This is a genomic window from Spirosoma humi (genome assembly GCF_054776575.1).
The window spans coordinates 274,261-299,747 of sequence record NZ_BAAHBR010000008.1 but is presented as its reverse complement, the minus strand read 5'-3'; the positions used below and the strand labels follow the sequence as shown (position 1 = coordinate 299,747).

Sequence of the window (25,487 nt, the reverse complement as noted above, 5' to 3'; positions counted from 1 at the left end):
AAAGGGCCTTTACAGCCCTTTTACATACTTGATTCCGGCTACATAGTGTAGCCAAATAACGCGTGATATTCGAAAATTGACGGGCGCTATGATAATCATAACGGGAGCCACAACGCTGGCATACACCCAACCGTCAGGATCATGGCCCAGATAGAAGATCAGAAATCCCAGGACTAAGGCTACTCCACCCGAGATGGCATAACTAACATACATAGCCCCAATAAAATAACCCGGTTCAACTTCGTAACGCAATCCACAATGTGGACAGTGCTCATACATTTCGTCGAATCCACGGGGCGAATAAAAGGGTTTTTTAAAGATTTTGCCCTTCCGACATCTAGGACATAGCCCTTTTAACGCGGCCTGCAATTTCGAGACGTCTTCCATACTCACGTTTGCTGTTTCGATACCACAGATAAGCAATTGAGGCTACAATGAGATAAGGAATCATTAATAAATAAACAATACCAATATTCAAGTCGGACGCTATAACGCTACGCCCATTACTTACCGTGCTTTCCACCGTCCCCCGGCACATAGCACATTGCGCCATCACACTTGGCGCACTGCTCATCAGGGTAATAAAAACTAACCACACTTTCCAACTTCTCATGATCCCTCCTGCATTAATGAATATAATACGGCTTAATCAGCAAATACACGATGACGCCTGTAACACTTACGTACAACCAAATTGGAAACGCATACTTAACCGTTTGTTTGTGTCGGCTGATTTGCCCACTCAACGCAAAATAAACGGCTCTCAATACGAACCACACCACGACTACAGAAAGAACAATATGCGATACTAACAGAAAATAATAAACTGGTCGTATCCATCCCTGACCACCAAATGGTGTTGACTCATTTGTTAGATGATACAATACATAACTAACCAAAAACAAAGAGCCGAAAGTAAAAGCAGCTAACATTGTGCGCTTATGGGCCACAATATTCTTTTGACGGATAAAATAGAATCCTAACAGCAGTAAAATAGAGGTAATGGAGTTAATGATTCCATTTACGTGTGGCAAATAAGTTGTCCAACTACCCAGGTCCACTTTCTGCCGAATGCCTAACAATACAGCAACAGCAATAGGAATGGCTAATGAGAGAACCGTAATAACCCGATTCGCTTTCTGCTCTTTAACGGGCTGTAATGCTTCCATAAGCAGTAGATTATTCTTTGCTGTAAATGTCCAGTAACACGCGCATTTCGAGTACCAGCCGATCCACGTCTTCTTTGTCAGTTCCGTCATAAAACCCTCTGACAATGCCTTCCTTATCTACTAACACCAACTTTTCGCTATGAATAAAAGTTTCGTCTGGTTTTCCCTCTTTCACTCCGGCGTCAACCGCTGGCAGATAATACCCATGCATGGCCAGATCATAAATGTCAGCCTTACTCCCTGTTAGAAAATACCATTTGCCGGGGATGGCTTCGTACTTCTTGGCGTAGGCTTTTAGCTGGGCCGGGCGATCGTGTTCAGGATCAACCGAATGGGATAAAAAAACAATTGATGGATTGTTTCGAAAAATATCCTGCACTCGGCTAAGTTGTGAGGAAATACGGGGGCATACAGTCCCACAACGCGTGAAAAAGAAAGAGGCAACGTAGATTTTATTCTTTACAACCGACTCATCTACCGTTTTTCCATCCTGGTCAATGAGCTTGAAATGCGGAATTCGATTGTAAATAGTATCGGTCACTACACTACCATCAGCAAGGGTTACTTTCCCTATCAATGGCTCACCTTTCGTTGAGTCAATTTTAGGCAAGTAACGCGGCAGAACATAGTGGTTCTGCGTAGCAAAGCGCAGAAAAATATACAGTAAAGCCGGGACCAGCAGCGTAACGAGCAGGATCCCGGCTTTTCGATTGACCGTCATGAATTATCGTAATTGAAATATTGAACCGCCTTCGGTCAATAATGCAACCAGTAACCAAATGATGAAAACGATTGGTATAACGATGGCCCAGATCAGACTCTTTACTTCGTGCTTAAGGTGCATAAATTCACCAACAATGTAAAAAGCTTTCACCAGGGTCATGATGACGAAAATGGACGTTCTGAATCCACCCGCTTTCATAAAATACGCCAACGTAAATTCGAAGGCTGTAATAACCGAAAGAATGACAAAAGTACGCCAGATTAGACCTGTATTTGCTGGTGGTATTTCACCAACTTCGTGTGTTCCGTGTGTTTGATCAGACATGATAGTAGGTAATTAAACCAGGTAGAAGAATGTGAATACGAATACCCAAACGAGATCGACAAAGTGCCAGTATAGCCCTACTTTTTCAACCATCTCGTAATGACCACGCTTCTCGTAAAGACCAGTAGCAGCCCGGTAGAAAATCAGGATATTCAATACAACACCACTAAATACGTGCGTACCATGGAAACCTGTAATGAAGAAGAACAGGTCGGCGAATGCGGGTGGACCGTATTGATTCTCGACTAAATTGGCCCCAAAAATCGTGCGCTGAATCGTTTGTCCGTTTATTAGCTCACTAATCGTCGTACCGGTTTCTGTACCGTGGATGAAGTGACTCCATTCCCACGCCTGACTTCCCAAGAAAGTAAATCCGCCCAATATAGTCCATAACATGTACTTCTCGACATCTTTGCGATCCATCCGATGACCAGCTTCTACCGCTAGTACCATTGTTACGCTACTGAAGATGAGGATAAAGGTCATAATACCAACGAAAATCAGTGGAAGGTCGACACCATGTAAGAATGGTACCGAGTTGTACACGGCTTCCGGCGTTGGCCAATACAGATTTGAGAACTTGAAAACTTCACCATAAATGGCTGGATCCCAGGCGGGATAACTGTATCGGATTAAGCCATACGTCACCAGCAATGCTGAGAAGGTGAATGTATCCGAAATCAGGAAGAACCACATCATCAGCTTGCCGTAGCTCACTTTCATCGGTTCAACACCACCCATCCAGGTTTTCTTGTCGAACACTTGCTCCGAGTCGGTTGTCAGGGTATCGTGCGTTACAGTAGCCGCCATGCGTCTAAAAGGATTATCAATGAAAATAGACTAAAAAGAAAAACAAATACAACCACAAAATGTCTAAAAAATGCCAATAAGTTGCTGCTATCTCGAGCTGATTCAGACTCTTCCCGTGGATACGGAATCTAAAAGCAGCAACCAGCGCAAACACCAGTACAATTAAACCAGAGATCAGGTGAAAGCCGTGTAAGCCGGTAAAAATATACATAAACGAACCCGCCGGGTTACCAACAAAAAAGACATTTTCATTAACTAACTCGACCCAGCCCTGAAACTGCATGTACAAGAATGCGATTCCAAGTGCAAAAGTAACAGTTATCGCTATTTTAAGACTGCCAAAGTTGTCTTTTTTTGCAGCCAGATACGCCCAGTGCATAGTTAAACTACTAATGGCCAATACGACAGAGCTATACGTAAACACGGAAGGAATATCATATTCCAGCCAGTTTCCTTCGGCCCGACGAACAAGATAGGCGCTCGTCATAGCTGCGAAAAGCATGATGATACTGACGATGAACAACCACATGATGAATTTGCGGGGGTTCATCGAGAGCGTTTCCTGCGGCTCTTCGGCAATTGCAATATCATTGACTAATTCACTCATGATTTGTTGTTATACTTTATCTAGTAGGTAAACAATTTGTACGACAGGCAGATATAATAATGATCCAAACATCATTTGTAAAGCCGCTTTATCCGTACAAGTCCTCATTAAGTGAAACGTTTGCGCCAGAAACAAGATTCCGCCCACCATAGCAACCAGGGCCGAATTTATACCTGTCATACCGAGTAGGTAAGGCAACCAACCCACTGGAATTAGAAACAGGGTATAAATCATGATGCGAAACGCCGTTTCCGTTGTTTTCCCATTACCGGGCATCATCTGAATACCAGCCTTTTTGTATTCATCGAAAGCCAGCCAGCCAATTGCCCAGAAGTGCGGAAACTGCCAGAAAAATTGAATAGCGAACAATATGCCGGGCGCCCAGCCAAAATGATTAGTAGCTGCAACCCATCCGATCATTGGCGGAAATGCACCCGGAAGCGCCCCCACAAAGACGGCGATCTGTCCTTTCTGTTTTAAGGGTGTATAAACGAATCCATAAAGCAAAAGCGATAAGACCGCTAAAGCAGCTGCTCTGATGTTGAAAAAATCGACAAATAAGAAGCAGCCCAAGCCAAACAAGATAAAGGCAAATGCGGCAGCTTCATTTACTGATAAACGACCGGTTGGCAACGGTCGCACAGCCGTGCGCTTCATTACTTTATCCGATTCTTTCTCAATGATCTGATTGATGATGTTTGCGGCTCCTGTGATGCTGATCGATGCGATTGTTAGAATAATGATCTTCCACCAACTAACCTGATCAATGGCCAGGCAATAACCAAATACCCCAGAGAAAACGACAGCCAGAGTGAGCTTAAGTTTTATTAATTCAACGTATGCCTTCGCTTTTTCATTGATGATAGCCCAATCCAATACTTTTTCCATTTTAAGCTTTTACTAATCGAGTTGTTTGCTCTAGGCTGCCAGCATTTGTGAGCATAGGCGTTAAAAGCAAACCAATCGAAAATTGAAGACCAATTATTAATATGGCTAAAACCAGGTGGATAGGTTGAGCAAATGCTGGCACACCTAAGTAAGCCATAACTATACCAGTACCAATCTCAGCGACAACAAGGCCGATTAATATGTTCGTCAGCTTACCCAGTTGGCCTTTCTTAGTATGCTTACGGAGTTGGTAGACGACGCTTATGTGAAAGGCGAGTATTATGATCGAAAAAGAGCGATGGACGTAAAAGCGCCAGTCTAACTGACTAATCCAGTTGTTTCTCTCGTCATAACCAAGCCTCTTCACTACGCTATCAAGCACATCCCTCACCTGTGCACCCAACACAATTTGACCTAACGTCAATAATAGTGTGACAATCAGCAACAAACGCAATTTACTTGTTCTCCCGTTTTCTACATACCGACGATGTGGATTTGCTCTAACCCAAACGTATAGGAGCGTAAAAACGAGCAATATTGCTAATAACAAGTGTAGCGTAATTACGTACTGAGCTAATTCAGTAGCCACTACACGAGAACCAAGCCAACCGTTAAAACCGATTAAAATGAAAGCGATGAAACTTCCCCAAACGATGGTCTTATCCTTGCGGAAATAGGAAAGTGAGGTAATTAGGGTAGCAAAAACAAGAAAACCGGATAAAACACCCAGTAAACGATTGGTGTATTCTATCCAGGTCTTTACGGGGTTGAACAAAACTTCGCCTTGCAGTTTTGCCCCATAAATCTCTTGATAATTAGCTGGTAGCTGCGAGATTTCTGTGGGAGGAATCCATCGGCCAAAGCATTTTGGCCAATCTGGACAGCCCATTCCAGAACCCGTACCCCTGACAATACCACCTGCCAAGATAAGCAGGTAAATAACAACTATTGTCAACGATACTAGGCTCCGGAAACGCTGTTCTTTTTTATCAATGAGGCTGTTTGAACTGGTCATTCAGGTTTTGTGCCTCTATCTCTTTTTCCAAACCGATCAGTTCATTCTCATGAGGAAGATTTGATTCCAGTGTTTGAGAATAAGGCACGTTTTGAGGAATGAAATCATCTTTTGCCCCCGGCTTGCTGTAATCGTAGGGCCAGCGATAGACCGCAGGTATTTCACCTGGCCAGTTACCATGTCCCGGCACGATTGGTGTCGTCCATTCCAACGTGTTTGATTGCCATGGGTTTTGGGTAGCCTTACGTCCTTTTATCAGACTGTGAACAAAGTTGTATACAAATACCCACTGAGCCGTAAAGGTGAAGATTGCAGCCAAGCTAATGAATGCATTCATATCAGCGAAGATATTCTTCGTGAAATCGTAGCTCGTGAATGCATAATACCGACGAGGGAATCCTGCAATACCGACATAGTGCATTGGGAAGAAAACGAGATATATTCCGACAAACGTCAACCAGAAGTGAACATATCCAAGTTTTTCATTCATCATCCGCCCAAACATTTTTGGGAACCAATGATAGACACCAGCTAACAAACCAAAAGCTGACGCAGCACCCATTACTAAGTGGAAGTGAGCCACAACGAAATATGTATCGTGCAGTTGAATATCAAGTGCCGAGTTACCCAGAATCAACCCTGTGATACCTCCAGAGATAAAGAATGATACCAGCCCAATAGAGAATAACATGGCTGGAGTAAACCGAATGTTACCCCGCCATAATGTCGTAATGTAGTTGAACGCCTTTACAGCCGATGGAACCGCGATGATCAACGTTAAGAACATGAAGATAGAGCCCAAGAATGGGTTCATACCTGTTACGAACATATGGTGAGCCCAAACGATAAAGGCCAGAAACGCGATACCCATCATGGAGGCAATCATGGCCCGATAACCAAAAATAGGCTTACGAGCATTGGTTGCGATGATTTCTGACGTCATACCAAGTGCGGGTAACAACACGATGTACACCTCTGGGTGGCCAAGGAACCAGAATAAATGCTGGAACAGAATCGGGCTACCGCCTACGTTAGGAAGCGCTTCACCTTTGATATAAATCTCCGATAGATAGAAGCTAGTACCGAAACTACGGTCAAAGATTAACAGCAGAGCAGCAGAAAGAAGTACGGGGAAAGAGATCAGGCCCAAAATTGCTGTTAGCAGGAATGCCCAGATTGTCAACGGAAGCTTGCTGAACGACATACCACGTGTCCGTAAGTTAATTACGGTTGTGATGTAGTTGATACCACCCAACAATTGCGACACGATGAATAAGGCCATACTGGTCAACCAAAGGGTCATACCTAGCTCAGAACCTTTATGCGCCTGTGGCAATGCACTCAATGGTGGGTAAATTACCCAACCACCCGCAGCAGGTCCAGTTTGGATAAACATCGATGAGAACATGATTACACTGGCCAGAAAGAAGAACCAGTACGATAGCATGTTTAGGAAACCCGATGCCATATCACGGGCACCAATCTGCAATGGAATCAGGAAGTTTGAGAACGTACCGCTTAATCCGGCCGTTAACACGAAGAACACCATAATGGTACCATGCATGGTAACCAGTGCCAGATAAAAATCAGGATCCAATTTGCCCGTTTCATTAATCCAGCTACCTAAGATAGGACGCAGGAATTCAAGCTTCATGGTTGGGAAACCTAACTGAAGCCGAAACATAACGGACAAACTAATGCCGATAATTGACCAAACAATACCAGAAATCAGATACTGTTTAGCAATGGTTTTATGGTCTTCAGAGAAAATATACGTGCGCCAAAAACTTTGCGGTTCATGATGGTCATGCTCTGCTGCATGTGCCACAACCGCTGAATTAGCTGCTACAGTCGCCATAGTATTTGGTTTGTTGTAAGGTTAGAGTTAACGGAGTTTCGCAACGGCTGTTGTTACTCCACCTGTTTTGGGTAGTGACGCGGTTGAACTGTCCGCTGGAGCAGCTGTAGCATCAGCGGGTAAGTATTTTGCCGCTTTTGCCTTTAGGTTAGCCGGAATACGAACGGCTAGTTCTGGAGTCGATGTCAACAAAGGCTTTTGTTGTTTACACCAAGCAGCCCAAGAAGCTTCATCCTCGACAATTAGGCGGATACGCATGGAGAAGTGGCCTTGACCGCATACTTCAGTACAAGCAATCTCGTAACCGAAGTCTGGATTACCCGTGATGTTCCGCATTTCGTCCGTCGTTTTATCAGCGATGAACCAGAATCTTGTCGGCATACCAGGTACAGCATCCATTTTAACCCGTAGGTGAGGGATAAATACACTGTGCAATACATCACGAGCACGAATCTTCAACAAAACAGGCTTGTTAGCAGGGATATGTAATTCAGATGTAGAAGTGAAATCGTCGAACGACGCTTCGTCTGTATAGTCGATTCCAGTGTCGTTGTTGTTGTCGATCAACTTATAATTGTAGGAGCCAAGTTTGTTGTTGTCAACACCTGGGTACCGTACAATCCAGTTAAACTGCTTTCCTACTATCTCAAACACTTGTGCATTTGCTGGTGCTTCCGCCATAATATCACGCCAGGCGCGCCAGCCAGTGAACACCATGACAGCCATGATAACAGCTGGAACAATTGTCCAGATTAATTCAAGCTTGTGGTTTTCTGGATAGTAGGCAGCTTTACGCCCTTCTTTATGCTGGTATTTCCAGGCGAAGAAGAACAACAAAGCATTGGTGATCACAAATGCTACCGTAATCATAGCCATGGAAATCCAGAACAGATTATCCGTCCGCCGACCGTGGGGAGACGACGCTTCTGGCAGGAAAAACTGGCGGGCATACATGAATGACCAAACCGCACCGATCAAACCAACCACAAAGAAGATCATAAACATAGCCCCGTTGATCCGGTTGCTCATGCCTATTTTACCTTCAATGGAAGGCCCACTTGCATTTTTCACGACAGCACCCATCTTGGAGACGACCATGATGGCCAGACCCAAAAAGATTACCGATAATAAAGCGATTATATAAACCATTTCAATACGGATTATTAATTAAATATCATGGTGTATTGCTTCTTCGAGCATCGGGTGATTCTTAGGAATCAGATTGGCTTTCGTCAACTGCGAAGAAACTGTCCAGATAAAACCACACGCAAAAATCAGAATCATGCCGAATTCAACCGGTCCAAAACCACCGTGTTCACCTACTGTTCCTGGCATGATATTAACGTAGAAGTCAAAATAGTGACCAATGATAATACACCACGCTGCCAGCTTCAAAATAATGTATGTGCGCTTCGAGTCCCTTGTCATTAAAATGAGAAATGGACAAACAAAGTTCAGGAATAAGTTAACAAAGAAAGGGGCTTTATAAATACCGCCAAACCCGCTAAAACGCTCCCGGTAGTAAATAGTCTCTTCAGGTAAGTTTGCGTAATAAATCAGCATAAACTGAGCAAACCATACATAAGTCCAGAAGATACTAAAGGCAAACATAAATTTACCCAGGTCCTGTAAGTGGCTGTCATTAACAATTTTCAGATAACCCCGCTCCTTGAGTGTAACAACCGTTAATGTAATGATTGCCAAGCCCGTTACGTGCCAGCTGGCTAGGGTATACCAGCCAAACATGGTACTAAACCAGTGGGTGTCGATCGACATAACGAAATCCCAGGCCGAAGTTGACGAAGTAACGCCAAATACTAGCAGGAAGGCAGTACCTAATTTGATACTCTTATCATAATACTCTGTACCACCCTGTAAATCTTCCTGTAAAGAGTAGTTGCGTATCATACGCCACATAAAGTACCACAGCCCGAAGTAAGCAACGATACGACCTAGGTAGAAAGGCGTATTCAAAAATCCCTTTTTGCCATTGATGATTGGATCAAACTCGGGACTATTTACGTCATACAGGCCCGGGTTTGTCCAATGGAACAAATCATGTCCAGCCAGAAAGAACACAGCGATTATAGCAATCCCTGTGAAAGGTAAGAAAGCAGGTAATGCTTCAGGGATACGCTTGAAGGCCGATGACCAGCCTGCTTGCGCCAAATAGTTGTACGAGATAAAAAACATCCCGATAACTGATGCGCCTGTAAAATAAATGGCGTTTAACCAAACGTTAGCCCACAAACGGTTTGTCCACTTGTATGCATGATGACCAGCACCGTGTGATTCGTGCCCACCGGCGCTGTGCGCCACGGCATGAGTTTCATGCGAACCAGCACCAGACGCTAACAGGTAGGCGCCAATTGCTACTAACGCGACTCCGGCTCCAATGCCAATCATCAACCGGCGTTTGGAGTCCGCAGTAAATTCAAATTCTTCGTCTAAGGACGGTATTGCGTGAGCCGATGCCATTCTTATTGGTTTGTCAATTAATTAAAACACGATGAGCGCGGATAATAACGAATTAGTTTCACTACGCTCTACGTTGAATTATCCTTGCTGGAGTTTATGAACGTATTGTACAATCTTCCACCGATCTTCTGGTGTTATCTGCGATCCATGTGGCCACATACGACCTTTACCATGTGTAATGACGTGGAAGATGTGCCCGTCATTCATAGTCTTGTAAGCATCAGTCGAATAATTGGGCACGCCTTTGTATTGGGCAGCTACTGGTCCATCACCTTTACCCGTAGCACCATGGCAATGGCTGCAATAGCGTGTGTACAACACCTGGCCTTCCGCCTGTGCTTTTTCAGAATCTGCTATTGGATTTGTAAGAACCCGCTCTGCTATTCCAATGCTATCAGCTGGAATATTGTACATCATCAAGTCAGTTGTCTTATTGGCACCTTCCCCAAATGTTGTATGGTAATTGGGCCGTGCTACTGTACCCTGCGCTGGAAGACGCATGTTCAGACCATGCTCTCTGGCATTGATGGGGTTAGCCTTTATTTGTTTGTATGGCTCATAGCCAACGGGTTCGTACATCTGCGGTGCATACACAACCCCTGTGTCATCATGGCCATTTTTACAGGATGTTCCTGCAAATAGCAGCCCAATAACAGCCAGTGTTGTTACACTTGTATGTTTCGTAATCATGCCTATTCTGAACATTAGAACTGCTTAATATTTACTTCCGCAGCTCCTGATTTCTTCAGAATCTGCTCAATATCACTTTCGACAATATTATTTTTACTCAGGTCGATGGCCATTGCAAACTTATTGTCGGTCGTTCTTAAATCATACATCAGTGGTTTCACCGTTGGGCCTAGTCCATTCGATATTAGAAAGGTAGCTACCATGCCTAAAGCACAAAAGAGAACCGTTAATTCAAATATGATCGGTACATAGATAACTGGCGAATAAGAATCTTTACCACCAACGATCATTGGCCAGTCGAAACCTTCCGTATAGAAGGTTAACGCCAGCGCTGTAAGCGTACCACTCAAACCAAACAGGAAGGCAGCAATACCCAGACGAGTACGGGGATGGCCCAGGGCAATATCTAATCCGTGAATCGGGAATGGGGTGTAGACTTCGTGAATCCGAACACCTGCTTCCTTAACATCTTTAACGGCTTTCAATACGACATCATCATCATCGTAGATGCCGACTAAGAATTTACCGCTACCATTTACGTCTGACATACTTTTGTTATCTATTTCAGGGTTCAAGTTTCGTCTTTTATGCTGTTAGGAGCTGATAACTCAGTCCAAGCATAAAGCTTGAAACAGTCTTACTCTGCATTTTTATTAAACGTTGGGTTTGTGACACGTTCACCTTTAGCCACACCCGATACAGAAAGAGGTAATTTCTCGGATGATGACTTGATGACAGTTTTTACTTCAGCCATGTTCACGACGGGTAGGAACTTCGAAAACAACAGGAATAAGGTGAAGAAAAAACCAAACGAGAAAATGTAATCGCTGATGTCAAACAAGGTTGGGTGGAACATCGCCCAGCTCGATGGCAGGTAATCACGGTGAAGAGAGGTCACAATAATAACGAACCGTTCGAACCACATACCGATATTCACAATTACTGACAGCACAAATGTCCAGACAATGCTACGGCGAATAGCTCGCGACCAGAATAGCTGTGGTGTAATTACGTTACAGGTCATCATCGCCCAGTATGCCCACCAGTATGGGCCGGTTGCCCGGTTGATGAACGCATAGCTTTCAAATTCAACACCCGAATACCAAGCAATAAAGAATTCTGTTAGATAGGCTACCCCTACAATCGAACCAGTCAGAGTGATGACTTTATTCATCGACTCAATATGCTCGATAGTAATGTAATCTTCCAGTTTGAAAACTACCCGGATAATCAGAACCAGATTTTGCACCATGGCAAATCCAGAGAAAATAGCCCCCGCTACGAAGTAAGGAGGGAAGATGGTCGTGTGCCAGCCCGGAATAACCGAGGTAGCAAAGTCCATACTTACAATCGTGTGTACAGATAATACAAGAGGAGTAGACAGACCAGCTAGGATCAAGCTCATGTATTCATACCGAGCCCAGCTCTTCGCCGAACCATTCCAGCCTAACGAGAAAGCACCGTAGATGTACCGCGACACTTTGCTGCGAGCACGGTCACGAATCGTAGCTAAATCAGGCACCAGACCCATGTACCAGAATACCAGCGATACCGTAAAGTATGTACTGATGGCAAATACGTCCCATACCAGTGGAGATTTAAAGTTTACCCACAATGAGCCAAATGTGTTAGGCAAAGGTAATGCCCAGTAAGCTAGCCATGGACGGCCCATGTGCATCAGGATGAAGCTGGCAGCACACAATACGGCAAAGATGGTCATAGCCTCAGCAGCCCGGTTTACCGCCGTCCGCCATTTCTGACGGAAAAGCAGGAGAATGGCGGAAATCAGCGTACCAGCGTGACCGATACCCACCCACCATACGAAGTTGGTGATATCCCATGCCCAACCGACGGTTTTGTTCAGCCCCCAAACGCCTAATCCTTCCCACCAGGTCCAGAATACACAGGCCGCTCCATAAATTAGCACAACCACCGATATGGTGAAGGCAATTGTCCACTCACGGGTGGGAGCTCCCTCAACCTGCCTGCTGATATCCTCCGTCACATCGGCATAGGTCTTGCCACCGGTGACGAGGGGAGTTCTAACGGCTGATGTTACATGCGACATATATCTTACTAATTTACAATGTATGATTTATGATACACGAATTACGATTTGTGGTAATGGATTGTTCTAAATTCAACTACCAGCCCTTGCAATTCGTGGTTAATTTAAGCGTGTGACTCTTGAGTAGCGTTTTTATTCTGCTTAGGCTCTTCGTCTTTATTCCGGATTTTCGTCAGATACGAAATCTGCGGTCTCACGTTGATCTCTTCCAGTACATGGAAAGCGCGTCCTTCTCCCTCTACTTCAAGAACTTTGGAGATGGTGCTTTCTGGATTATTCATGTCACCAAAAATGATGGCGTTGGTTGGACAAGATTGAGCACAAGCCGTTTGCACTTCATCAGGGGCTAACCGACGACGTTCTTTTTTCGCCGTTAGTTTTGTTTCCTGGATCCGTTGTACGCAGAAAGAGCATTTTTCAATCACCCCACGTGAACGAACGGTTACGTCAGGGTTAATGACCATTTTACCAAGATCATTATTGAAATGATAATCGTAATTGTCATTATCGAAATACTTGAACCAGTTGAACCTGCGTACTTTGTAGGGACAGTTGTTGGCGCAATAACGAGTACCTACACAACGGTTGTAGGTCATTTGGTTCAAGCCTTCTGTGCTGTGTGTAGTGGCTAAAACCGGACAAACTGTTTCGCAGGGAGCATTGCTACAGTGTTGGCAGAGCATGGGCTGGAAGGTGACCTCAGGGTTTGCCGAAGCTACTTCCAGAGCTGAGTAATCTTCAGCCTCGGCATCGCTGCTGTAATAGCGGTCAATCCGCATCCAGTGCATTTCGCGCCGATTCAGGACTTCCTGACGACCAACGACCTGAATGTTATTTTCTGCGTTACAAGCGACGATACAAGTACTGCACCCAATGCACGAATTCAGGTCAATAACCATACCCCAGGAATGGTTTGGCTTGCCATATCCATTCCACAACGTGATGTCTGTTGGATCTGTGGGACCCACCGATGTTTGCACTTTCGGCTTATAACGACCAGCCTGCGAATCCTTTTGGTAAGCGGCTAATCTCGCTTCCTGCAATACAGCCTTACGGCCCATTACGGTATCGTGCGTCTGCGTTTGAGCAATTTCATGCCGACCACTCGCTTTTTCTACTTTAGCACTGGTTGAACCGTACGTAACATAGCCATTCGTCAAGGTTACGAAGGGGAATGCATTTTTACCAACGCCATTGGCTGCCCGGCCCGCTTTTTCACGACCATAACCAACGGCAATGGAAACCGTATTGTCCGCCTGTCCAGGCTGGATGAGAATAGGTAATTCTATTGATTTGCCATTTGCAGAGACTGTCACCAAGTCATTTTGAGCAACGCCCATATCCTTGGCTGTTTTCTGGGAAACAGCAGCGAAATTGTCCCAACAAGCTTTCGAAACGGGATCCGGTAACTCCTGCAGCCATGGGTTATTGGCCATTGAGCCTGTGCCTATGGCAAAGCTTTCGTACAGCGAAAGCTCCATACCCGTCGTTGGCTTATACCGTTGAGCAATACCGGCAGCGGCCTGGGCTACGTTGCCTGCAAACGAGGCACCACCTGCTACGACCTGACCTTTATTTGGCTCAAATACGCCATCATTTAACGACTGTACCCAGAAGGCATCAAATGAGCTGAAACCCGATGTTTTTGGATAATGCGTTGCGCGCCAATAATTCTTCAGGTAGACTTGATAATCGCTTGGTTTACCAGCCCATTTTAACAGACTCGTTTGGAATTGGCGCGTCTTATAAATGAGGGTGATTGCTGGCTGCATTAGGCTGTAGTAGCCCTGTTTTGGCTCAGCATCATTCCACGATTCCAGGTAGTGAGGAGCAGGCGTAATGTATTTAACTAACGAAGCCGTTTCATCAGCGCGGTCGGCAAACGATACAGACAGCGGAATTTTTGGCAGCGCTTCGGCTAATTCAGCACCTCTTGGATGATCGTACACTGGATTGGCACCGTAGAATAGTACAGCCCCGACCTGACCAGCTTTTGCTTCATTGATGAAGGCATTCATTTGCTGATCATTACCCTGACGGTAATTAACCGGTGTGTTGATGTCAATTGTGGTTCCGTAGCTGCCTAACAGGCTATTCAACGCATTGACTACGATCTGTACGTTTGGATCATTAGAACCTGACAAAACTACGGCCTTGCCGCGTGACTTGGCTAAATCGTTAGCGGCTTTATCTAGATTGTCAACCGTTATCGATGGTGTGCTGATGGCTGTGCCACCTAGTTTTGCCGCAACTTTATTGTAAAGGGCTGCTACAACCAGTCCTTCCTGCGAAGGCTTAATCGGCGTCCGATAATCAGCATTAGCACCCGACATCGATAAGCCTGTTTCAAACTGGTAGTGGCGTGACATAGCTTTGTTGCCTCCGCCTACTGCACCGATCTTACGAGTTTTGGCATAGTCTCCCATAAACTCAATGGGGGCTATCCATGCGCCCAGGAAGTCAGCACCGATGCTTACAATCGTTTCAGCTTTGCTTATGTCATAAGAAGGAATGACCGCTTTGCCAAACGATGCCTGGTTAGCCTGTACAATACCAAACACAGAGTTTGCATCGTAAGTAATGTGACGTACGGTCGGGTATTTGGCAGCAAAATCGGCAATAACTGCTTTTGTCGCTGGACTAAGGATCGTTGACGATACGATACGAATGGCGCCACCCTTAGCAGCAACTGAATTCAATTGGCTAACGATTTCACGGTCAGCTGTAGCCCAGTCAATATCTGCTTCGCCACGTTTCGCCCCTTTCAGCTTATCAATGTCATAGAGCGACAGAAGAGACGCCTGGGCACGAGCAGTTGTACCACCTTTCGTGATGCTTGACTGTGGGTTACCTTCTATCTTGATAGGCCTACCCTCACGCGTTTCTACCAAAACAGCTAGGTAGTCACCCCCTTCAACATAGGTAGACGCGTAATAATCAGAGATTGTCGGGAATGTAAACTCTGGCTTGTTAATGTATGGAACAGCCTTGTGTACCGGCGTTTCGCAGGCAGCCAATGAGACAGCGGCCATACCAAAGCCCATTACTTTTAAAAAGTCACGGCGTTGGGTGTTCGAACCCCCGAGCAGACCGTCCAGATCTTTCGATGATTCACTTAGATCGGGGTTAGCAAATTCGCTGTTGGCGTTCTTAACAAACGTCGCGTCATTGCGTAACTCTTCAACCCCTTTCCAATACCGTTTAGATGTATTTTCCATGCGTGTTGTATGCGGCAATGGTTAAAATGAGTAATGTATGCAGTGAGATACGCCCGAAATCAGTGTCTCTTTCCGGCGCTCATGATACATCAAATTAATAGTGACATTTAGAACATTCCAGACCACCGATGTTCGCTACTTTGAGCGGCTCTTTGCTCTCCTTGCGGTGCAAAGCAACCAGCTTATCATAGTAAGCGTTGTCTTTGGTATTAACTTCCGTACGACGGTGACAGTCGATACACCAGCCCATCGTTAAGGACGACCGTTGTTCAACTACTTCCATTTGTTCAATGGCACCGTGGCAAGTCTGACATTGTACGTTACCTACGTTTACGTGCTGGGCGTGGTTGAAGTAAGCCAGGTCAGGTAAGTTATGCACCCGAACCCATTCAATAGGTTGGTTATTTTCAATTGCCGCGTAGATTTTCTGAATTTCCGGCGACTCTTTCTTAATCACACCGTGGCAGTTCATACAGATGTTCGCCGATGGGATCGTAGCACTCTTACCTTTGTTAACGCCTGTGTGGCAGTAATTACAATCGATCTTGTACTGACCAGCGTGTAATTTGTGCGAGTAGGCGATTGGCTGCTTCGGTGCATAACCTTGCTGGATCCCTACGCCATAAGCGCCATCGATTGTTGCTTTCGTAACGACTAAGAGAAACAACCAGATGACAATCGAGCGAAGTGTTGGGTTATTGAACGCGTCTGAAAGACCTGTCTTGATCCGTTGCCCTAATGAACCGGCAGGTTGCGTACCATCGACCGTGGCAGGTGTTACGGCTTTCGACAGAATAGTCACGATGGCTAACAGTACACCAAGCACCAGTAACATAACGATTAGCAACGCAACCAGAACGAATGTGAACAGTTCTGATGGGCCGCCTGTGCTACCACCCGATGAATTTCCGGGACCATCTGTATTCTTTGCTGTCTTGTCACCTCCATCCACAGCTGCCTTTTGTGGATTGCTTGCTTGATCAATGTAAGCCAGAATACCATCAATGTCTGCATCCGATAAGTTCGGGAAGCTTGACATTTGTACTTTGCCATTGGCATTGAAAACCTGGTTTGCATAGGCGTCGCCTGATGCAATGACTGCTGATGAATTTCTGATCCACTTGTGTAACCAGTCTTTGCTAGGTGCCCGTCCTTCGATTCCTTTCAGACCAGGACCAACAACTTTCTCATCGGTTACCGCATGGCACTGGGCACAGTTGTTTGTGAACAGCGATTTTCCTTTTTCGGCATCACCACCGCCCCCGGCGGGGGCTGCCGCACCTGCAGCTGGAGCACCACCGGCTGCTGTATCTTGCGCTTTCACTTGACTATTGGAAACCAACAGTGTCAGCGATAGAACAATAGCCACGCAAAGCTTATAGAAGCGACTCATTTTATGAACTATATTTATTGAGTTGATTGACATAATCACCACCGCCATTTTATTAGCGCCCAAAAGTACGACACGATTGCTGTATAGTCAAAACTTGCTCTTTAGTTATTTGATTGCCCATTTTATTTATATTGTTTCTAATTAAGCAACATCATACCGCTCGATTTTAGGCTCTGGATTTAATCTTTTTGTAACAAAAAAAAGTGCCATTTGACCAGTTCTCAACCGAGAATGTTAGTCAAATGGCACTTCCATATAAGATGAGGTTCCGAGCGGATTCGAACCGCTGTACGAGGTTTTGCAGACCACTGCCTAGCCACTCGGCCACGGAACCCTGTGAGACCGAATTCAGAACAGGTCACGAATTCGGGAGTGCAAACATACGATTTTATCCGGTATAAGGAAACTCTTATCCAAAAAAATGCCCCTAACACAAAAGGTCAGGGGCATTACGTATGCTTAAAGTAATCAGAACCAGCTTAGTTCCGACCTTCCAGTTGCTCCTTCAGAGCAGCCAGGGCGTCCAGATCGCCAAGCGTAGCGCCACGTTCAGCCTGAGCTGGTGCCGAAGCTGCCTTTGGTGTAGCGGCTTTCGGTGCTTTTGCTTCTTTCACTGGTTCGTTTTTCTCCTGCCACGTCTTCGTGTGCGATAGCATGATCCGTTTCTCTTCTTTCGAGAACTCCGTCACTTTGAAGTCGAGTGTTTCACCAACCTCAGCGAAGGTACCATCTTCTTTGCCCAGATTCTTGAGCGACGAAAAGCCTTCGATACCGTAAGGTAGTTCGAGGGTAGCCATCTTGTCGTTCTTGTTCAGAATCGTGCAACGGTGAATGGTGCCAACAGCAAATACGGTCTCAAACGTATCCCATGGGTTTTCTTCGAGTTGCTTGTGACCCAGAGCCAGACGACGGTTGTCGACGTCCAGTTCCAGCACAACAACTTCGAGTTCGTCACCTACTTTGATGAAGTCTGAAGGATGTTTTACCTTCTTCGTCCAGGATAGGTCAGATACGTGTACCAGGCCATCGATGCCTTCTTCCAGTTCGAGGAACAGGCCGAAGTTCGTCAGGTTACGTACCATACCTTTGTGCTTCGTACCAACGGCGTATTTTGTACGCAATTCAGGACGAGTCCAGGGATCTTCTGTCAGTTGTTTGATGCCTAACGACATTTTACGGTCGTTACGATCCAGTGTCAGCACTTGGGCTTCCACTTCATCACCAACTTTCAGGAACTCCTGTGGGTTACGCAGGTGCTGCGACCACGACATTTCTGATACGTGGATTAGCCCTTCTACACCCGGCTGGATTTCGAGGAACGCGCCGTAATCGGCTACGTTCACAATTTTACCTTTCACTTTCGAGCCAACCTGAATGTCTTCGGCCAGAGCATCCCATGGGTGAGCCTGCAGTTGCTTCATGCCCAACGAGATACGTTTTTTATCTTCGTCGAAATCAAGAACAACAACGTTGACTTTTTGGTCGAGGTGCAGAACTTCTGATGGGTGGCTGATACGACCCCACGAGATATCCGTGATGTGCAGCAGACCGTCTACGCCACCAAGATCGATGAACACACCGAAGTTTGTCATGTTCTTGATAACGCCTTCCAGTACCTGACCTTTTTCGAGGTTGTTCAGGATTTGAGCGCGTTGTGCTTCGAGGTCTTTCTCGATCAGGACTTTATGCGAAACGACAACGTTGTCGTTGGCATAATTGATCTTGACAACTTTAACCTCCATTTTCTTACCAACAAACACATCGAAGTCGCGAATTGGCTTCACGTCGATCTGCGAGCCTGGTAAGAACGCTTCGATGCTGAAAATATCAACAATCAGTCCACCCTTCGTCCGGCGCTTAACGAAACCATCGATAACGAGGTCTTCGTCCAGAGCACGCTGAATTTTCTGCCAGGCCGTGATCACCTTCGCCTTCTTGCGCGAAAGCACCAGCTGACCATTTGGGTCTTCCTGATTTTCTACGTAAACTTCAATTTCATCACCCATCTTCAGGTCCGGCATATCCCGGAATTCAGAAGCTGGCACTAAGCCATCCGACTTGAAGCCGATGTTGAGCAGTACTTCCCGATCCGTTATCCCAACGACGGTTCCCATAACCACTTCTTTCTCTTTTACTTCCGACAGTGTGTTGTCGTAAAGTTCCAACATCCGGTTGTGTTCTTCAACCGAATAGCCGCTTCCAAACCCTTTGTTGTCTGCCCGGTCCCAATCAAATGCCGGCAGTTCGCGTTGCTGCGTTTTGCTCATAAAAAAATGTTTCCTGACCCCCTCAGTACATCAGCCCGTGGGTCAATGGCGGGCTGACTTTAGTTGTAAATTTTTTCCTTTCGAAAAAGGACTGCAAAGATAGCAATTGCTTTCCATAAAAAGTTTCGCTACAGGCAAAACTCTTTGAGGTTGAGGGCAGAAGATGGAAAATGCCGTGGGTACGGCCCATAAAGTCAGCGTAAATCGCCTGTTTTATGGACCGTACCCACGGCATTTTCTTCCTGTAACTGACGGACCTACTTAAAGGCCTTTTCTTTCTTGGCTAAAAATGGCATCCAGCTTTGTTCGAGAGAGCCCGAGAACTCACGGAGGAATACCAGAAATGTTGGCTTGAAGGGCCGCTGTCGTAATTTAAGATTCGCTTCTTCGGGCGTGTAATCACCTTTCCGTGAGTTGCACCGTTTACAGGCCGTAGTCAGGTTGTCCCAACTTGTTTTGCCACCCCTTGACTTTGGCAGCACATGATCGAGCGTTAGATCGTCCGTGGTACCGCAGTACTGGCAGTGGTGACCATCCCGTTTGAAGATATTTTGCCGAGTGAGCATAACCCCTTTATAGGGTAAACTTATGTACCGGTGCAGACGAATGACCGATGGCATCGGGTACTCTGCCGAAACAGTACGGAGCATGAATTGCTCCGATTCAGCGACGAGTTCGGCTTTATCCAGGTAAACCAGCAAGAATGCTTTGGGAACGGAGCAGATGCTGAAGGCACTGTAATCTTGATTTAAGACTAATACTTTCCTACCCATATTGCGTTTAGAGCCTCTGTACGGTAGCAAGTTACAGAGTTATCCACATATCGGCAATACTTATGAAAAATATATCAGGCAACACCAGATGAAAATAAACATGAGGTAACACAGGCAAAAAATTCGCGAATGCTATTTTACTCTACAAAGTCACTAGCTTTTCCCTTTTAGGTGGCCTAATACCGCTCCCGCTGCATCTCACGCTCCACGTCCCGTTCTTTTATGCTATCCCGCTTATCGAACAGTTTTTTACCTTTTGCCAGCGCAATATCGACTTTGGCAAAGCCGCGCTCATTCGTAAACATGCGGATCGGCACCATGGTCAGGCCCTGGTCTTTCAATTTTTCAGCAAGCCGCCTGATCTCCCGCTTTGTCAGCAGCAGTTTACGATCCCGGAGCGGTTCGTGATTGTAGTGAGTTCCTTCCGTGTACACCGCAATGCTCATCTGGCGAATAAAAAGCTCTTCGCCATGAATCAGGCAGTAAGCATCCTGCAAGTTCACTTTCCCTTGCCGAACGGATTTTATTTCGGTACCCGTCAGAACGATGCCAGCGGTATAGGTCTCTAGAAACGAATACTCGAATGAAGCCCGACGATTTCGAATATCAACTTGTTTAACGATAGATGCAGAAGCCATGTATTGCTATAGAATGGGTAATGTTGGCTATATGACGCCCTGGTTATTTTTCAGCAGCCTAAATAATAAATAAATCGGGCTAGGCTGAAACCCGGTAAGAACACGAACACCTGAAAAGTAAGAGAGGTTTACCCAAGTAGAAAAAATTGATGAGCCTACTCAATAGAATGCCATTAGAAACGAATCCGGCTACCAAACTTTCGCTTGATAGCCGGATGAATAAGCAGTCGTCTGGAACGATCAGGCTTTATTTCTTTGTCTGTTTTTCCTGGTATTCTTTGTTCAGACCGGCCAGAATTTTACTGGTTTGGTCGCCGGATTGATCGGCGAATAGAATGCCACCACCTTTGGTGTAACCCAGTACGAATTCGTACTTATTCTGCCCGTTTTCTTTCTTCAGGTAATCAAAAATCTGATCGTAAAGCTGTTTATTTTTTGCCTGCTCTTCAGCAGCCAGGTTTTGGGCAGCCCGCTCCCGATACGCCAGAATGTCCTGTTGCTCTTTCTGGAGCGACGCTTCGGTGGCCCGCCCCTGCTCCTGGGTCATGGTAGCGGCTCGCTGCTGAAAAAAGGCCACTTTGTTTTGCAAATTACGGCCTTTGGCAGCCAGGTCGTTTTCCAATTGAAAACGCTTGCTCTCAAGGACTTTCTGCGTGTCTTTGAAGTAATCGTATTTTGTTAACAGCGAATCAACATTTACATAAACGATCGCTTTACCTTTTGCTTCGGCAGGTGCCTTTACAGTAGAAACGGCTTCAGGCTGGTGATCTTTAAAATGTAGGTAGTACAGTACAGCTACGGCAATCGTCAGGATGACGTTTAGAATTAATGAGGCATTCTTCACAGGAAACGAATCAGTTAGTTAGCAGTTTATACGACAAAGGTACAGGGATTTATGGAATTATGCGCGGGAGCGGCTGGCGGTCTGGTTTTCAGATTGGTTTCCGAACGCCTGTCTAACGAAGTAGCCAGACAGTCCGGCAAGTCCGCCCACCAAACCGCCAACCAGCGCTGTTACCAGCAAGGGTAGAACGCTCGTGTTGGTTTTAAAGAGCAGCTCGCTCATGCGGCCCGTAAAAACGCCGTCGGTACGAGTATGAATAACAACGGCGTAGAGGAACCATACCAGTGCAATGCCTACAAAACCAGCCAGGAAAGCACGACCACTACCTGGGCTGCGGAAGTAACAGATAACAAACGCTACTACGGCAAGGCTCCACCACGGCAAAATAAGTTGAGCCAGTAGGCTTATGACGGCAATAAGAATGAGTTCGATCATACTATATGGGGCGGCAGGAAAACCACCTTTGTAAAAAACATACATTCATTGAATGAGGGAGAATACTTCCTCGGCAGGGCCAACGGCTACCTCATTTTAACACCATTCTCCGTTTGATGCGAGGGCTTTTGTCCTGCACAGACTGTAGATACAGCAGTTCGTTCAACTGACCTGTGCGCCAGGTTTCGAGCATATTCAGGTAATATGGACTTCCGGGATTGCCCGATTGCCCACCCGGATAGACGCCATACGCTTTAGGTGTAGGCCCTAAGGCCACGACCATACGCCATGACGGGCCGGTTCGTTCGGTAGTCGCGTTAACAATGTCGCGCCCCCCGCCAATTTGTACATTCAAGGCACTCAGGGCATCCAGCCGGGCCAAGTGACCGATCCGGGTTCCTTTATGATTTCCCCATTGCCAGGCGGTACCGATAGGCCCATGCTGGCGAGTAAGCGAATCAACGGCCATCCGAAAGCTTTGGGTCAGCACGCTACTGATTGTTTCGCGATTAGGCGTTGTGATATCATCAAACCAGCGCGCGTTGGGATCTTTCTCCGAAAGCTGAAGCGTCCGGTCGAAGCTTGGATAGCGCAGTGTGGTTGTGTCATTGCTCGGGAAATCATCTTTCCAGATCCCGTCCATATACTGGCGCATCCACTCCGTAAAGATGGTAGGTGCCGTTTCGGCAACGTCGTGGTTATACCGCCATGTTTTTATAATAGCCAGTGCTTTTGCCTGTTCTCCCGTCAACTCCTTTGCCTGCACGTAGGGCAGAAATACCGGCAACGCATGAGCCGCCCTGAGGTTCAGGTTGTCATTCTGCAACATCCGTAGGCTGTCAGGAGTAGCCTGTCGCATAGCGGCCAGGCGTTGGTTGATACGAGTACCTCGCTCGGCTGGAGCAAATTGCCAGTTAATATAGTAGGGGTAAGTCTGGTCGGTAGATGATTGGTTGGCCGAGCTGACAAACCCTCTGGGCGGATTTTTCACGTGCGGATTCTGACTGGCCGGAATCCAGCCTTGCCAGTCATGGGCAGGATTGGTACCATCCAGCAAAAATTTACCCTGATCTTTCCATTTGAGCGGAAAACGCCCATTCGGCGATATGGCAATATCCCTGGCTACGTCGGCGAAGACGAAATTTTGCGCCGGAGCACCATAATACGATAGCGCTTTTCGGTAATCATCGTGGTTCTTAGCGTGATCGAGCAAATAATAGGTCAGGAAATCATTGGAGGCTTCGTGGGCGATCCAACGAGCCGCATAACCGACGGGCACGTTTTTGGCAAATGGTTTCTGACCAGCTTCATACATAACCGGCCCATGGTGCGTATACAGCACCGTATCAACAACATCCGGTTTCCCTTTTACCTTGATTACCTCCAGCCGACGGCGAACCGGTTTCCAGCGGTTATCGTGCCAGTACTCGCGCCGGGATGCATCCTTAAACCGAATCTGGTAGAAGTCGAGCACATCGGCTCCTACATTTGTGACGCCCCAGGCCACCTGCTTATTAAAACCGATAATGACGCCCGGTGAACCAGGCATGGTAGCGCCATACACATTCATGGTTGGGGTCACCAACTGCATTTGATACCAGATCGACGGTAAGCTCAACGTCAAATGGGGGTCATTGGCCAGGATAGGATAGCCCGTTGCTGATTTCTGCGGACCAACGGCACAGTTGTTACTGCCAATGCCGGGGTCATGTTCCTGCCATGTCATGGCAACCGGCTTTGTATCGGGCAAAATACTGGCAGGCATAGGGGGCACTTTAAGGGGCGTAAAATCCCATTTTGTGCCTACCGGAACAATAGGATCTTCCCGATATGGATAATCCGGAAAAAGATCAGCCGTGACGACGGGCCCGACCTTCTTCAAGACGTTGCTCATATTCAGGTCGTCCGCACCAAGAGCCAGCACACCCGACATGTATTTCAGAAAGTACGCACATTTAATGGGCTGCCAGGACTCCGGCGCATAGCCGAGCAATTTGTATTCTAGTGGATACTGGGCTGGTTTTAGCTGACTAATCCAGGCGTTCACCCCTGCAGTGTAGGCCTCGACCGACTCTTTCGAACGCGGATCAGCCATCATTTCTTTTACCGCCCGTTCGGCCCCGAAACCCATGCCAAGGTGACGATTGTACCGATCCAGCTCCAGTGCTTTATCGCCCACCAGTTCAGAAACGCGCCCAGCAGCCGCGTGCGTTTGAAATTCCATTTGCCAAAGCCGGTCGCGGGCCGTGAGGTACCCCTGAGCGAAGTAGGCGTCATATTCGTTCTGAGCAAATACGTGTGGAATAGCCAGTTCATCGAAGACAACTGTAACGGGCGATTTGGTCCCGTTTAGAGTAATCTCCTCATCGGCATTATTAACTGACTCGGCATTCTGCCAAAACCCAACAAAAGGGCTTAGAAGGGGGCCAAAGGCTGGAACACTTCCCCAGGGGCGACTTAACGCCCAAACAACCAGTACGGTAAGTAGCGATACAGCAATCGCCTTCGTATAACGCATAATAAAGACAAGCAACGGAGAATAAATAGACATTTACTATTGCACACAGCAAATAAAAAGTATTCTTTTCCTAATCAGATAAATTCTTTTTTAAATTTGTCGGCAATGCTGAATTAGAAACTCCATTCGGACTCAGCCCCTCGACAGGTTCTTTAGAAAAAACCATATGGAACTGACAGATACGGAATTAACACTTCGTTTGACACAAGACGACGAGGTAGCGTTCGAAACATTGTTTCGGCGATATTACCATTATCTGTACAGTATTGCTATTCAATACGTCAAAGATTCTGATTTGGCCGAGGATGCACTCCAGGAGGTTTACCTTAAACTGTGGACACACCGCGCCCAGTTAGACGAATCTCAATGCCTTAGAAACTATCTGGCTACCGCCATGCGGCATCAGGTATTAAATGTTATTCGTAACGAGAAACGAACGATTCTTCGTCACTTAGACCACCAGGCAACCCAGGCTAAGATTGATACAACCACAGAAGAAACCCTCGTTCTCAACGAATACGGCTCTGTTTTTCTGGATGGCCTTCGTCAGCTTCCGGCCCAGCGGAAGCTGGTCTTTATGCTTCGCTCCGAGCAGGGGCTGTCGAATGAAGAAGTAGCCTCCCAACTCCATATTTCTATAAATACGGTTAAAGTACATTACTATCAGGCCTGCCAGTTTCTCCGAAATTACTTACGCCAACACGCGGGAATTGAAGCTATGATCTTTTTCATCGTCGCTTTTTGCAATTAACTCAGAAATATTTTTTCCT

The 25,487-nt window shown here is 46.3% G+C and carries 23 protein-coding genes and 1 tRNA gene; 1 reads left to right on the top strand and 23 read right to left on the bottom strand.

Annotated features, from left to right (window positions below):
- Positions 1-9: 9 nt before the first annotated feature.
- The 23 genes from ACYU8Y_RS09815 to ACYU8Y_RS09705 form a co-directional block, all read right to left on the bottom strand.
- Positions 10-279: a DUF983 domain-containing protein gene (locus ACYU8Y_RS09815; protein ID WP_460939010.1), complete on the bottom strand. Its 270-nt coding sequence runs from the start codon at positions 277-279 to the stop codon at positions 10-12.
- A 347-nt stretch (positions 280-626) separates the two neighbouring features.
- Complete coding sequence (locus ACYU8Y_RS09810) at positions 627-1,169, bottom strand: DUF420 domain-containing protein (RefSeq protein ID WP_460936637.1); 543 nt, start codon at positions 1,167-1,169, stop codon at positions 627-629.
- A gap of 10 nt (positions 1,170-1,179) precedes the next feature.
- Entirely contained in the window at positions 1,180-1,890 is a 711-nt protein-coding gene (locus tag ACYU8Y_RS09805; protein WP_460936635.1) for an SCO family protein, read from the bottom strand.
- A 3-nt stretch (positions 1,891-1,893) separates the two neighbouring features.
- Complete coding sequence (locus tag ACYU8Y_RS09800) at positions 1,894-2,217, bottom strand: cytochrome C oxidase subunit IV family protein (protein ID WP_460936633.1); 324 nt, start codon at positions 2,215-2,217, stop codon at positions 1,894-1,896.
- Positions 2,218-2,229: 12 nt separating this feature from the next.
- Positions 2,230-3,027 (bottom strand): cytochrome c oxidase subunit 3, encoded by a 798-nt coding sequence (locus ACYU8Y_RS09795; RefSeq protein WP_460936631.1) that lies wholly within the window; start codon positions 3,025-3,027, stop codon positions 2,230-2,232.
- 16 nt (positions 3,028-3,043) lie between these two features.
- Positions 3,044-3,634, bottom strand: coding sequence for a cytochrome c oxidase subunit 3 (locus tag ACYU8Y_RS09790; RefSeq protein WP_460936629.1), 591 nt, complete (start codon positions 3,632-3,634; stop codon positions 3,044-3,046).
- Positions 3,635-3,643: 9 nt separating this feature from the next.
- Positions 3,644-4,522 (bottom strand): heme o synthase, encoded by an 879-nt coding sequence (cyoE, locus tag ACYU8Y_RS09785; RefSeq protein ID WP_460936627.1) that lies wholly within the window; start codon positions 4,520-4,522, stop codon positions 3,644-3,646.
- A 1-nt stretch (position 4,523) separates the two neighbouring features.
- Positions 4,524-5,537 (bottom strand): COX15/CtaA family protein, encoded by a 1,014-nt coding sequence (locus ACYU8Y_RS09780; RefSeq protein WP_460936625.1) that lies wholly within the window; start codon positions 5,535-5,537, stop codon positions 4,524-4,526.
- On the bottom strand, positions 5,512-7,395 hold the full coding sequence (locus ACYU8Y_RS09775; RefSeq protein ID WP_460936623.1) for a cytochrome c oxidase subunit I: 1,884 nt from the start codon (positions 7,393-7,395) through the stop codon (positions 5,512-5,514). Before ACYU8Y_RS09775 ends, ACYU8Y_RS09780 begins: the two co-directional genes overlap by 26 nt.
- A gap of 27 nt (positions 7,396-7,422) precedes the next feature.
- Positions 7,423-8,544, bottom strand: a complete 1,122-nt coding sequence (locus tag ACYU8Y_RS09770) for a cytochrome c oxidase subunit II (RefSeq protein WP_460936621.1) — start codon at positions 8,542-8,544, stop codon at positions 7,423-7,425.
- An 18-nt stretch (positions 8,545-8,562) separates the two neighbouring features.
- Entirely contained in the window at positions 8,563-9,873 is a 1,311-nt protein-coding gene (locus ACYU8Y_RS09765; protein ID WP_460936619.1) for a quinol:cytochrome C oxidoreductase, read from the bottom strand.
- 78 nt (positions 9,874-9,951) lie between these two features.
- On the bottom strand, positions 9,952-10,563 hold the full coding sequence (locus ACYU8Y_RS09760) for a c-type cytochrome (protein ID WP_460936617.1): 612 nt from the start codon (positions 10,561-10,563) through the stop codon (positions 9,952-9,954).
- A 14-nt stretch (positions 10,564-10,577) separates the two neighbouring features.
- Positions 10,578-11,111, bottom strand: coding sequence for a DUF3341 domain-containing protein (locus tag ACYU8Y_RS09755; RefSeq protein WP_460936615.1), 534 nt, complete (start codon positions 11,109-11,111; stop codon positions 10,578-10,580).
- An 89-nt stretch (positions 11,112-11,200) separates the two neighbouring features.
- Entirely contained in the window at positions 11,201-12,631 is a 1,431-nt protein-coding gene (gene nrfD, locus ACYU8Y_RS09750) for an NrfD/PsrC family molybdoenzyme membrane anchor subunit (protein WP_460936613.1), read from the bottom strand.
- A gap of 104 nt (positions 12,632-12,735) precedes the next feature.
- Complete coding sequence (locus ACYU8Y_RS09745; RefSeq protein WP_460936611.1) at positions 12,736-15,849, bottom strand: TAT-variant-translocated molybdopterin oxidoreductase; 3,114 nt, start codon at positions 15,847-15,849, stop codon at positions 12,736-12,738.
- Positions 15,850-15,943: 94 nt separating this feature from the next.
- Positions 15,944-17,275 carry a c-type cytochrome gene (locus tag ACYU8Y_RS09740; RefSeq protein WP_460936609.1) on the bottom strand — a complete coding sequence of 444 codons (1,332 nt, stop codon included), beginning with the start codon at positions 17,273-17,275 and terminating at the stop codon, positions 15,944-15,946.
- Between the two features lie 230 nt (positions 17,276-17,505).
- Positions 17,506-17,576: transfer RNA gene (locus ACYU8Y_RS09735), tRNA-Cys, on the bottom strand.
- A gap of 145 nt (positions 17,577-17,721) precedes the next feature.
- Positions 17,722-19,509 (bottom strand): 30S ribosomal protein S1, encoded by a 1,788-nt coding sequence (gene rpsA / locus ACYU8Y_RS09730; protein WP_460936607.1) that lies wholly within the window; start codon positions 19,507-19,509, stop codon positions 17,722-17,724.
- A 257-nt stretch (positions 19,510-19,766) separates the two neighbouring features.
- Positions 19,767-20,282 (bottom strand): HNH endonuclease, encoded by a 516-nt coding sequence (locus tag ACYU8Y_RS09725; RefSeq protein WP_460936605.1) that lies wholly within the window; start codon positions 20,280-20,282, stop codon positions 19,767-19,769.
- A 176-nt stretch (positions 20,283-20,458) separates the two neighbouring features.
- Positions 20,459-20,920, bottom strand: a complete 462-nt coding sequence (smpB, locus tag ACYU8Y_RS09720; RefSeq protein WP_046577996.1) for an SsrA-binding protein SmpB — start codon at positions 20,918-20,920, stop codon at positions 20,459-20,461.
- Between the two features lie 247 nt (positions 20,921-21,167).
- On the bottom strand, positions 21,168-21,764 hold the full coding sequence (locus ACYU8Y_RS09715) for an OmpH/Skp family outer membrane protein (protein ID WP_460936603.1): 597 nt from the start codon (positions 21,762-21,764) through the stop codon (positions 21,168-21,170).
- 57 nt (positions 21,765-21,821) lie between these two features.
- Positions 21,822-22,199: a hypothetical protein gene (locus ACYU8Y_RS09710; RefSeq protein WP_460936601.1), complete on the bottom strand. Its 378-nt coding sequence runs from the start codon at positions 22,197-22,199 to the stop codon at positions 21,822-21,824.
- 91 nt (positions 22,200-22,290) lie between these two features.
- A complete protein-coding gene (locus ACYU8Y_RS09705) occupies positions 22,291-24,717 on the bottom strand; it encodes a penicillin acylase family protein (RefSeq protein ID WP_460936599.1) in 2,427 nt (808 codons plus the stop codon).
- 166 nt (positions 24,718-24,883) lie between these two features.
- Between ACYU8Y_RS09705 and ACYU8Y_RS09700 the strand changes: the two genes are divergently transcribed.
- Entirely contained in the window at positions 24,884-25,468 is a 585-nt protein-coding gene (locus ACYU8Y_RS09700) for an RNA polymerase sigma factor (protein ID WP_460936597.1), read from the top strand.
- The last annotated feature ends 19 nt before the right edge of the window (positions 25,469-25,487 follow it).

What these genes read in the sequence shown, in the direction of transcription:
- ACYU8Y_RS09745 (WP_460936611.1), bottom strand. Translation starts at nt 15,849, where the DNA reads ATGGAAAATACATCTAAACGGTATTGGAAAGGGGTTGAAGAGTTACGC.
- ACYU8Y_RS09760 (WP_460936617.1), bottom strand. Translation starts at nt 10,563, where the DNA reads ATGATTACGAAACATACAAGTGTAACAACACTGGCTGTTATTGGGCTG.
- ACYU8Y_RS09725 (WP_460936605.1), bottom strand. Translation starts at nt 20,282, where the DNA reads ATGGGTAGGAAAGTATTAGTCTTAAATCAAGATTACAGTGCCTTCAGC.
- ACYU8Y_RS09790 (WP_460936629.1), bottom strand. Translation starts at nt 3,634, where the DNA reads ATGAGTGAATTAGTCAATGATATTGCAATTGCCGAAGAGCCGCAGGAA.
- ACYU8Y_RS09700 (WP_460936597.1), top strand. Translation starts at nt 24,884, where the DNA reads ATGGAACTGACAGATACGGAATTAACACTTCGTTTGACACAAGACGAC.
- ACYU8Y_RS09765 (WP_460936619.1), bottom strand. Translation starts at nt 9,873, where the DNA reads ATGGCATCGGCTCACGCAATACCGTCCTTAGACGAAGAATTTGAATTT.
- ACYU8Y_RS09800 (WP_460936633.1), bottom strand. Translation starts at nt 2,217, where the DNA reads ATGTCTGATCAAACACACGGAACACACGAAGTTGGTGAAATACCACCA.
- ACYU8Y_RS09810 (WP_460936637.1), bottom strand. Translation starts at nt 1,169, where the DNA reads ATGGAAGCATTACAGCCCGTTAAAGAGCAGAAAGCGAATCGGGTTATT.
- ACYU8Y_RS09805 (WP_460936635.1), bottom strand. Translation starts at nt 1,890, where the DNA reads ATGACGGTCAATCGAAAAGCCGGGATCCTGCTCGTTACGCTGCTGGTC.
- ACYU8Y_RS09710 (WP_460936601.1), bottom strand. Translation starts at nt 22,199, where the DNA reads ATGATCGAACTCATTCTTATTGCCGTCATAAGCCTACTGGCTCAACTT.
- ACYU8Y_RS09770 (WP_460936621.1), bottom strand. Translation starts at nt 8,544, where the DNA reads ATGGTTTATATAATCGCTTTATTATCGGTAATCTTTTTGGGTCTGGCC.
- ACYU8Y_RS09755 (WP_460936615.1), bottom strand. Translation starts at nt 11,111, where the DNA reads ATGTCAGACGTAAATGGTAGCGGTAAATTCTTAGTCGGCATCTACGAT.
- ACYU8Y_RS09780 (WP_460936625.1), bottom strand. Translation starts at nt 5,537, where the DNA reads ATGACCAGTTCAAACAGCCTCATTGATAAAAAAGAACAGCGTTTCCGG.
- cyoE (WP_460936627.1), bottom strand. Translation starts at nt 4,522, where the DNA reads ATGGAAAAAGTATTGGATTGGGCTATCATCAATGAAAAAGCGAAGGCA.
- ACYU8Y_RS09705 (WP_460936599.1), bottom strand. Translation starts at nt 24,717, where the DNA reads ATGCGTTATACGAAGGCGATTGCTGTATCGCTACTTACCGTACTGGTT.
- ACYU8Y_RS09815 (WP_460939010.1), bottom strand. Translation starts at nt 279, where the DNA reads ATGTATGAGCACTGTCCACATTGTGGATTGCGTTACGAAGTTGAACCG.
- rpsA (WP_460936607.1), bottom strand. Translation starts at nt 19,509, where the DNA reads ATGAGCAAAACGCAGCAACGCGAACTGCCGGCATTTGATTGGGACCGG.
- smpB (WP_046577996.1), bottom strand. Translation starts at nt 20,920, where the DNA reads ATGGCTTCTGCATCTATCGTTAAACAAGTTGATATTCGAAATCGTCGG.
- nrfD (WP_460936613.1), bottom strand. Translation starts at nt 12,631, where the DNA reads ATGTCGCATGTAACATCAGCCGTTAGAACTCCCCTCGTCACCGGTGGC.
- ACYU8Y_RS09795 (WP_460936631.1), bottom strand. Translation starts at nt 3,027, where the DNA reads ATGGCGGCTACTGTAACGCACGATACCCTGACAACCGACTCGGAGCAA.
- ACYU8Y_RS09775 (WP_460936623.1), bottom strand. Translation starts at nt 7,395, where the DNA reads ATGGCGACTGTAGCAGCTAATTCAGCGGTTGTGGCACATGCAGCAGAG.
- ACYU8Y_RS09740 (WP_460936609.1), bottom strand. Translation starts at nt 17,275, where the DNA reads ATGTCAATCAACTCAATAAATATAGTTCATAAAATGAGTCGCTTCTAT.